6 protein-coding genes and 1 tRNA gene are annotated in these 9,088 nt (G+C 68.9%); 1 reads left to right on the top strand and 6 read right to left on the bottom strand.

Annotated elements, in window-relative coordinates; all coding sequences use genetic code 11:
* Nucleotides 1–139: 139 nt before the first annotated feature.
* The 6 genes from pknB to ABZ281_RS24320 form a co-directional block, all read right to left on the bottom strand.
* Nucleotides 140–2,158, bottom strand: coding sequence for a Stk1 family PASTA domain-containing Ser/Thr kinase (gene pknB, locus ABZ281_RS24295; protein ID WP_356658617.1), 2,019 nt, complete (start codon nucleotides 2,156–2,158; stop codon nucleotides 140–142).
* 169 nt (nucleotides 2,159–2,327) lie between these two features.
* Nucleotides 2,328–3,806, bottom strand: a complete 1,479-nt coding sequence (locus ABZ281_RS24300) for a penicillin-binding protein 2 (RefSeq protein WP_356658619.1) — start codon at nucleotides 3,804–3,806, stop codon at nucleotides 2,328–2,330.
* A complete protein-coding gene (locus ABZ281_RS24305) occupies nucleotides 3,803–5,260 on the bottom strand; it encodes an FtsW/RodA/SpoVE family cell cycle protein (protein ID WP_356658621.1) in 1,458 nt (485 codons plus the stop codon). The genes ABZ281_RS24300 and ABZ281_RS24305 overlap by 4 nt, the downstream gene beginning before the upstream one ends.
* 22 nt (nucleotides 5,261–5,282) lie before the next feature.
* Nucleotides 5,283–6,839 (bottom strand): Stp1/IreP family PP2C-type Ser/Thr phosphatase, encoded by a 1,557-nt coding sequence (locus ABZ281_RS24310; RefSeq protein ID WP_356658623.1) that lies wholly within the window; start codon nucleotides 6,837–6,839, stop codon nucleotides 5,283–5,285.
* Nucleotides 6,840–6,979: 140 nt separating this feature from the next.
* Entirely contained in the window at nucleotides 6,980–7,495 is a 516-nt protein-coding gene (locus ABZ281_RS24315) for an FHA domain-containing protein (RefSeq protein ID WP_142161889.1), read from the bottom strand.
* 10 nt (nucleotides 7,496–7,505) lie between these two features.
* On the bottom strand, nucleotides 7,506–8,366 hold the full coding sequence (locus ABZ281_RS24320) for a DUF3662 and FHA domain-containing protein (protein ID WP_356658625.1): 861 nt from the start codon (nucleotides 8,364–8,366) through the stop codon (nucleotides 7,506–7,508).
* Between the two features lie 479 nt (nucleotides 8,367–8,845).
* On the opposite strand from ABZ281_RS24320, the gene ABZ281_RS24325 reads away from it, so the two are divergent.
* Nucleotides 8,846–8,929, top strand: a tRNA-Leu gene (locus ABZ281_RS24325).
* Nucleotides 8,930–9,088: the final 159 nt, after the last annotated feature.

Consider the following 9,088-nt stretch of genomic DNA (forward strand, 5'->3'; position numbering starts at 1 on the left):
AAACGCTCGACTGGAGAACCCCAGCCGAGCGCCTGCGTGATCTACTGACAGCCACGTAAGCCATCAGGTGTTGCGAGGACCCCGAGAATCCGCCTGTGGGGGCCGGGGGCTCTGTGGTGTGACGGTGTGGTGGGCGGGGTCAGCCGTCCTCGTTGCTGCCGCTCAGGCCGCCGAAGATGCCGCCGTTGCCGTTGCCGCCGTTGTTGTTGCCTCCGACGCCGACGGTCTGAAGGGTGATCGTCGTCCCTGCCGGGTCGTCGACTTCCTGGTTGGGGCCGGGGTTCTGGCCGGCGACGAGGGCGTTGTCGCTCTGGTCGCTGCCGCCCGCGAACTGGATGTTGGTGAAGCCGGCCTGCGCGAGGATCTGCTTGGCCTGGCCGACGGTCTGGCCGACGACCTGCGGGACCTTGACCTTCTGCTGCTTCTTCTTCTTGCCGATCTGGATGTTGACCGAGGAGTTCGGGTCGACCGACGTGCCGGCCTGGGGCGTGGTCTGGATGACCTTGCCGACCTGGTTGTCGTCGTCGGTCTCCACCTCGGTGCAGTTGCCGACCAGGTCGCTGGCCTGCATCTGCTGCTTGGCCGCGTCACAGCTCTGGCCGAGCACGTCCGGGACGGTGGACTTCTCCGCCTCCTTGGCGACGGTCAGGGTGATCGTGGAGCCCTTCTCCTGCTCCGTGTCGCCTGCCGGGTCCTGCTTGAAGACCACGCCGGGAGTGCGGTCGGACTCTTCGGTCTTCTGCTCGACGTTGAAGCCCTTGTCCTCGAGCTGGGCCGAGGCCTTCTCGTAGGTCAGGCCCGTGACGTCCGGCACCGCCACCTTCGGCGCCCCGGTCGACACCACCAGGGAAATGGTGTCGCCCTTGTTGACCTGGTCCCCGGCCTTCGGATTCTGGAAGCAGACCTTGCCCTTGCCCTGGCCATCACAGGGCTTGCTGGAGAAGGTCAGCTTCAGGTCGGAATTCTTGGCCAACTGCTGGGCGCTCTGCTTCGACTCACCGACGAAGTTGGGCGCCGCGAGCTCGTTGTTGTCCACGCCTCCGTCACCGCTGAACGCCCACCGGCCGATCAGGATCGCCCCGACCAGGACCAGGATGCCCGCCACGACCAGCAGGATCGTGGAGGTGTTGGACTTGCGCTGCTGCCCGCGGCGGCGGTCGGGGCGGTCGTCGTAGCCGTAGCCGCCGTCGTCCGGGTTCATCGGGGGCAGCATGGACGTGGCGCCGGCGCCGGAGTCGGCGCGCAGGGCCGTCGTCGGCTGGTCGTCGGGGTAGCCGCCGTAGCCCACCGCGCCCATCGCGGCCGTCGCGGCGACGGGCTGGCCGTCGAGGCAGGCCTCGATGTCGGAGCGCATCTCATCGGCCGACTGGTAGCGGTAGTCCGGGTCCTTGACGAGCGCCTTCAGCACGATCGCGTCCATCTCGGGCGTGATCTCGGGGTCGAAGACGCTCGGGGACTGCGGCTCCTCGCGGACGTGCTGGTAGGCCACGGCCACCGGGGAGTCGCCGACGAACGGCGGGCGGACGGTCAGCAGCTCGTAGAGCAGACAGCCGGTGGAGTACAGGTCGGAGCGGGCGTCGACCTGCTCGCCCTTGGCCTGCTCCGGCGAGAGGTACTGGGCGGTGCCGATGACCGCTGAGGTCTGTGTCATCGTCATGCCGGAGTCGCCCATGGCGCGGGCGATGCCGAAGTCCATGACCTTGACCTGGCCGTTGCGCGTCAGCATGACGTTCGCGGGCTTGATGTCGCGGTGGACGATCCCGGCGCGGTGGGAGTACTCCAGGGCCTGGAGGATGCCGATGGTCATCTCCATGGACCGCTCCGGCAGCAGCTTGCGGCCGGAGTGCAGCAGCTCACGCAGTGTCGAGCCGTCCACGTACTCCATGACGATGTACGGGATCGACACGTTGTCGATGTAGTCCTCGCCCGTGTCGTAGACCGCGACGATCGCGGGATGGTTGAGCGAGGCGGCCGACTGGGCCTCCCGGCGGAACCGGGCCTGGAAGGAAGGGTCACGCGCGAGATCCGCGCGCAGCGTCTTCACCGCCACGGTGCGGCCGAGGCGGGTGTCATGCGCGAGGTAGACCTCCGCCATGCCACCACGCCCGAGCACCTGGCCCAGTTCGTACCGGCCGCCGAGGCGACGCGGCTCTTCCATAGCTACCTACCAGCCCTCTCCGTCGGTCCCGACCGGCACGCTTGTACGGTCGGAGGCTGCCGTCCGGGCCTACCGTACCCGGCTCGCTTTATGTGACCTGGCCAAGCCCGTCAGCCGATACAGGACCGGTATCGCAACGTGCACCGATGTGAAGCAGGCGTGAGCGGAGTCACTTCTTGCTGTCGATGACCGCCTTCATCACGTTCCTCGCGATCGGGGCCGCGAGGCCGCCGCCGGAGATGTCGTCGCGGACGGCGTTGTCGTCCTCGACGACGACCGCCACGGCGACCGGCGAGCTGCCGTCCTCGCCCCTGGCGTAGGAGATGAACCACGCGTAGGGGTTCTCGCTGTTGTCGACGCCGTGCTGGGCGGTACCGGTCTTGCCGCCCACCGTGACGCCGTCGATCTTGGCGTTCGAGCCGGTGCCCTTGTCGACGACCGTCTCCATCATCGACTGGAGGATCTGGGCGTTCTCCGCCGACAGCGGCTGGCTCAGCTCCTCGGGGTCGGTCTTCTGGATCGGGTCGACGCCGGACGACTGGAGCTCGTCCACCATGTACGGCTTCATCAGCTTGCCGTCGTTGGCGACGGCCGAGGCGACCATGGCCATCTGCAGCGGAGTCGCGGCGGTGTTGAACTGGCCGATGGACGACAGCGCGGTCTGCGAGGGGTTCATGTCGTCGGAGAAGACCGAGGCGTTGGCGCGGACCGGGGTGAACTGCTCCTCGTCGAAGCCGAACTTCTTGGCCATGTCCAGCATCTTGTCGTTGCCGAGGTCGGCGCCGATCTTGCCGAAGACGGTGTTGCAGGAGTACTGGAGGGCCACCCGCAGCGTCGCGTTCTCGCAGGGGATGTTGCCCTCGTTGGGCAGCTTGGTGGTGGTGCCCGTCATGACCCACGGGTCCGGCGAGTCCGTCTTGGCATCGGCGGACGTGTACAGCCCGTCCTCCAGCGCCGCGGCCGCGGTGACCACCTTGAAGGTGGAGCCGGGCGGGTAGGTCTCGCGCAGCGCCCGGTTGAGCATCGGGTCGTTCGGGTTGTTCTTCTTCTGCAGCTTCTGCCAGGCCTCGGTGTCCGTCGTCGTGGAGTTGCCGGCGAAGGACGACGGGTCGTAGGACGGGTAGGACGCCAGAGCCAGGATCTTGCCCGTGGACGGCTCCAGGGCCACGACGGCGCCCTTGCCGCCCTGCTTCTTGAGGCCGGTGAACGCGGCCTTCTGGGCGGCGGCGTTCAGGGTGGTGACGACGTTGCCGCCCTGCTGCTTCTTGCCGGTGAGCATGTCGAGGGTGTTGCGGAAGAACAGCCGGTCGTCGTTGCCGGTGAGGATGCCGTCCTCGATGTTCTCCAGCTGCGTGGCGCCGAAGGCCTGCGAGGCGTAGCCGGTGACCGGCGCCCACATGGGGCCGTCCTTGTAGGTGCGCTTGAACTTGAAGTCGCTGCCCGACGACTCGGAGGAGCCGGTGATCGGCTTCCCGCCGACGATGATGTCGCCGCGGGGCGAGGCGTAGCGCTCGATGGTGACGCGGCGGTTGTTCTTGTCGGTCCGGAGCTCGTCGGCCTGGACGTACTGGATCCAGTTGTCACGGATCAGTAGGGCCAGCACGAGCAGGCCGCAGAAGATCGCGATCCGGCGCAGGGGCTTGTTCATGACGGGCGGACCACCTGGGTCATCTCGGCGTCGGGGTTGGCGGCGGGAGCGGGGGCCGGGCGGCGGGCCGTGTCGCTGATCCTCAACAGGATGCCGATCAGCGCCCAGTTGGCGATCACGGAGGATCCGCCGTACGCCACGAACGGCAGCGTCATACCGGTCAGCGGGATGAGGCCCATCACACCGCCGGCCACGACGAAGACCTGGAGGGCGAAGGCGCCGGACAGGCCGATGGCCAGCAGCTTGCCGAACGGGTCGCGGGCCGCGAGGGCGGTGCGCACGCCCCGCTCGACGATCAGACCGTAGAGCAGCATGATCGCCATGACGCCGGCCAGGCCCAGCTCCTCGCCGAAGGTGGCGAGGATGAAGTCGGAGTTGGCGGCGAAGCCGATGAGGTCGGAGTTGCCCTGACCGAGACCGGTGCCGAGCGTGCCGCCGGAGCCGAAGGCCCACAGGGCCTGCATGGCCTGCTCGGAGTGGACGACGCCGTCCTGGACGGCGGCGCGAGAGAGCGCGAACTCGCGCGCCGGGTCGAGCCAGGCCTGCACACGCGTCTGGATGTGCGGCTCGAAGCTCGCCACGCCGACGGCGCCGACCGCGGACATCAGCAGACCGAAGACGATCCAGCTGGTCCGCTCGGTGGCGACATACAGCATGATGATGAACATCCCGAAGAACAGCAGGGACGTACCGAGGTCGGTCTCGAAGACCAGGATGAGGATCGAGATCGCCCAGACGACGAGGATCGGGCCGAGGTCGCGGCCGCGCGGTAGGTACAGGCCCATGAAGCGGCGGCTGGCCAGAGCCAGGGCGTCTCTCTTGACCATGAGGTAGCCGGCGAAGAACACCGCGAGGACGATCTTCGCGAACTCACCGGGCTGGAGCGTGCCGAGGCCGGGGATCTTGATCCAGATCTTGGCGCCGTAGATGTTCGCGCCGAGTCCGGGCACGAGCGGCAGAATCAGCAGGAAGAGCGCACCGGCCATCGAGATGTACGTGTAGCGCTGCAGGACCCGGTGGTCCTTGAGGAAGAGCAGCACGACCACCAGCAGGGCGACGCCCATCGCGGAGTACAGCAGCTGCCGGGGAGCCGCCTCGACGAACTGCTTGCTCGCCTGCAGCTTCTCGGACTGGTCCAGCCGCCAGATGACCACAAGACCGATCCCGTTCAGCAGGGTGGCCAGCGGCAGCATCAGCGGGTCGGCGTACGGCGCGAACTTCCGTACGGCGAGATGCCCCACGCCCGCGAGCAGCCCGAGCCCGAGCCCGTAGCTCAGCAGGCCCGGCGGCACCGAGTCGTGAAGCGCCAGGCCGACGTTGGCGTAGGCGAACACCGGGATGACGACAGCGAACACCAGCAGCGCGAGCTCGGTGTTGCGTCGGCTCGGCGCGCCGATGGCGCCGATCGTGGACGTGTGGTTCGTCGGCGAGTGCGACGTATTCGTACCGCTCATCGTGTGACAGGGCCTCTCACGGCTACTGCTTACCGCACAGCGAGACGACCTTCTGCTCTTCCTCCGAGAGGCTGGGGCCGGGGCTGGGGGTGGGTGCGGTCGTGGTCGGGGGCGTGGACTTCTCCGGTGCCGACGGTGAACCCGACGGGCTGCTCGGGTTCGGCGTCGGTGTGGCCTTGGACGTGAAGGAGGCGGGAGTGGTTCCCGTGGTGCCCCCGGCCTCGCCTTCGCCGGTCTTGGAGTTGTTCTTGCTCTCGGCGTCGCGCCGCTGCGCCTCCTTCTTGCACGCGGAGGCCTGCACCGACAGTTCCTGGATCTTCGCCTGGGCGTCCTTCAGGCCGCCCTCGGGGATCGTCGCCTCGACCAGCTTCTGCTGGTAGGGCGGCAGGTACTTGAGTTCGATCTCGGGGTGGTCCTTCTCGACCTTCGAGAGTGAGAGCCAGGCCAGGTCCTGGCTGATGCCCTGGTACAGCGCGACGTGCTCGTCCTCGGCGCCGACGTAGTACTGCGTCTGCGTCCAGCGGTATCCGCCGTACAGGCCGCCGCCGATGACGGCCAGCGCAAGGGCGCCGTAGAGGGATCTCTTCAGCCAGCGGCCCTTCTTGCGGGGCTTGGTGAAGTCGTCGTCGCCGTAGTCGAAGCCGGACGCCGGGATGTAGCCGGTGGTGTCGCCGGAGCCGGGCGGGCCGAACTCGCCGCCCCCGCCGCCCCGGCCGTGTCCCTGGCGGCCGAGCCCGGAGGCGCGGCCGGCGGGGGTCTGCATGATGCCGTTGTCGTGCAGCTGGTGCTGGTTCTCGGCGACGGCGCCGACCACGACGGGGGTGTCGGACAGCTGCCCCGCGAGGGTGTCGCCGGTGTCGAGGTCGAGGACGTCGGCGATGATGACCGTGATGTTGTCCGGGCCGCCGCCGCGCAGCGCCAGCTCGATCAGGTTCTGGACGGTCTCCCGGGGGCCCTGGTAGCTGGCGAGGGTGTCCTCCAGGGTCTGGTGGGACACCACGCCGGACAGGCCGTCGGAGCAGATCAGGTAGCGGTCGCCGGCGCGGACCTCGCGGATGGACAGGTCCGGCTCGACGTGGTCGCCGGATCCGAGGGCGCGCATCAGCAGCGAGCGCTGCGGGTGCGTGGTCGCCTCCTCCTCGGTGATCCGGCCCTCGTCGACCAGGCGCTGCACCCAGGTGTGGTCCTGGGTGATCTGCGTGAGGACGCCGTCGCGGAGCAGGTACGCGCGCGAGTCGCCGACGTGCACCAGGCCGAGGCGCTGGCCCGTCCACAGCAGGGCGGTCAGGGTGGTCCCCATGCCCTCCAGCTGGGGATCGTCCTCGACCATGGAGCGCAGCTGGTCGTTGGCGCGCTGCACCGCGGTGCCGAGCGAGGTGAGGACGTCGGAGCCGGGGACGTCGTCGTCGAGGGCGACGATGGTGGAGATGGCTTCGGAGGAGGCGACCTCACCGGCCGCCGCGCCGCCCATGCCGTCGGCGATGGCGAGCAGGCGCGGGCCGGCGTACCCGGAGTCCTCGTTGCCCTCCCGGATCATGCCCTTGTGCGATCCGGCCGCGAAGCGCAGTGACAGACTCATGCGCACCTCGCCTGTCGGCTCCGGGTACAGCCGGTCGTGTCGAGCCACACTGCCCACCCTCCGGTCGGGAGCGCGCGGGGGGCCGGGGTGGGGCCCGCCACTGCGTGCTCGCTCCGCTCGCGCCTATCCATGATGTAGCACTACTTCCGCAGCTCGATGACGGTCTTGCCGATGCGGATCGGCGCGCCCAGCGCAATCGGTGTGGGAGTCGTCAGCCGGGACCGGTCCAGGTACGTGCCGTTGGTGGAGCCGAGGTCCTCGACGATCCACTGGCCGTCGCGGTCCGGGTAGATCCTGGCGTGGCGGCTGGAGGCGTAGTCGTCGTCCAGCACGATCGTCGAGTCGTGTGCCCGGCCCAGGGTGATGGTCTGGCCCTGGAGCGCGACCGTGGTGCCGGTGAGGGTGCCCTCGGTCACGACCAGTTTGGTGGGGGCGTTACGGCCGCGCCGGCCTCCGGCGGGCTGCTGGCGCTGCTGCGGCGGCGCCTGGCGGGCTGCGGCGGCCTGCTGCTGCCTGCCTGCCTCGCGGCGCGAACCGCGCTGCGTGACACGCGTACCGAACAGGTCGCTGCGGATGACCTGCACGGCCACGATCACGAACAGCCACAGTACGGCCAGGAAACCCAGCCGCATGACCGTGAGGGTCAGCTCTGACATTGCCCCCGCTTCACCCTTCGGCTTGCCGGTAAATGATGGTGGTGCTGCCCACGACGATCCGCGAGCCGTCGCGGAGCGTAGCGCGGGTGGTGTGCTGCCCGTCCACCACGATGCCGTTGGTGGATCCGAGATCCTGGATCGTCGAGGGCGTTCCGGTCCGGATCTCGCAGTGCCGGCGGGAGACGCCGGGGTCGTCGATCCGCACGTCGGCGTCGGTGCTGCGGCCCATCACCAGGGTGGCGCGGGAGATCTGATGGCGGGTGCCGTTGATCTCGATCCAGTGGCGGGTGCGTCCGCCGGCGGCCGGGGGCCGCTGGCCGCTCGCGGCGGGAGGGTAGCCGTAGCCGCCGGGACGGCCGCCGGGCGGCGGCGCGGACGGCATGGGCGGGGCGCCGGAGGGTGCCGCGGACGGCGGGTAGCCGTAGCCGCCGGGGCGTCCGCCCTGCGGGGCGGCGGGTGCGGCGCCGCCGCCTCCCGGGCCGCCCTGCTGGCTGCTGGATGAGGCGAGCGTGCGGCTGCGCACCCGGTACAGGCCGGTGTCGAGGTCGTCCGCCTTCTCCAGGTGGACCTTGATGGGGCCCATGAAGGTGTAGCGCTGCTGCTTGGCGTAGTCGCGCACCATGCCGGAGAGCTCGTCGCCGAGCTGGCCGGAGTAGGGGCTGAGCCGCTCGAAGTCCGGCGTGCTCAGCTCCACGATGAAGTCGTTGGGCACGACCGTCCGGTCGCGGTTCCAGATGGTGGCGTTGTTGTCGCACTCGCGCTGGAGCGCTCCCGCGATCTCCACGGGCTGGACCTCGGACTTGAACACCTTGGCGAAGGTGCCGTTGACCAGACCTTCGAGACGTTGCTCGAACTTCTTCAGGACTCCCATGGGGCACCTCCTCCTTGGCTGCCGTCCTGTGCACTGCCCTGCGGGCCGCTTGCCGGGTACTGCTGGTACTGCTTACTGATCGTATCCACGCGCCGGTCGATCGGCTGGTTCCCCCCGTCAGTGCGGCCGACGGGTGTCGACGCATGACGAGGTTCCCTGTGGAGCTCCTCTTCGAACTCCTCCGGCGGCACTGCTGCGCGTGACCGTCTCCTGTATGCCTGACAAGGATCGTAGAGGCGGCCGAAGACCAGTGTCCCGCACCTGACTGTGGACCCCGACCCCTCCTGCGGAGACGGCGGGTACCGGTACGAGGTTGATACGTGAACCGGTACGGGTTGATACGTGGCAGGGACATCGAAGGTTCGGCGGGGGGTCTGCCTGCGGGATAAGGGATGTGAACCCACCCCCTCCAGCGTGCTAATGTTCTGGGTGTCGGAAGGCGCCCGCCCCAAGGGACAGACGCCCAGGACACACCCAATGCGCGGGTGGCGGAATAGGCAGACGCGCTGGATTCAGGTTCCAGTGCCCGCAAGGGCGTGGGGGTTCAACTCCCCCCTCGCGCACAAGGGAGCACCGACGAAAGTGCTCTGGCTGCATCGACGGAACGGGCGGCATCGTGATCACGATGCCGCCCGTTCCGCGGTGTGTGGGCAAAAACACGTGGACAGGCGACGGGTGAGTGCCGCGGCAGTGCAGTTTAGGGTGTGGGTGTTGGGGGGCGT

It is taken from the genome of Streptomyces sp. NPDC006265 (genome assembly GCF_040613555.1).
In the GTDB taxonomy this organism is placed as follows: domain Bacteria; phylum Actinomycetota; class Actinomycetes; order Streptomycetales; family Streptomycetaceae; genus Streptomyces.

Excerpts from the sequence above, each read along its gene's own strand:
- pknB (WP_356658617.1), bottom strand. The coding sequence starts at position 2,158 with ATGGAAGAGCCGCGTCGCCTCGGCGGCCGGTACGAACTGGGCCAGGTG.
- ABZ281_RS24300 (WP_356658619.1), bottom strand. The coding sequence starts at position 3,806 with ATGAACAAGCCCCTGCGCCGGATCGCGATCTTCTGCGGCCTGCTCGTG.
- ABZ281_RS24305 (WP_356658621.1), bottom strand. The coding sequence starts at position 5,260 with ATGAGCGGTACGAATACGTCGCACTCGCCGACGAACCACACGTCCACG.
- ABZ281_RS24310 (WP_356658623.1), bottom strand. The coding sequence starts at position 6,839 with ATGAGTCTGTCACTGCGCTTCGCGGCCGGATCGCACAAGGGCATGATC.
- ABZ281_RS24315 (WP_142161889.1), bottom strand. The coding sequence starts at position 7,495 with ATGTCAGAGCTGACCCTCACGGTCATGCGGCTGGGTTTCCTGGCCGTA.
- ABZ281_RS24320 (WP_356658625.1), bottom strand. The coding sequence starts at position 8,366 with ATGGGAGTCCTGAAGAAGTTCGAGCAACGTCTCGAAGGTCTGGTCAAC.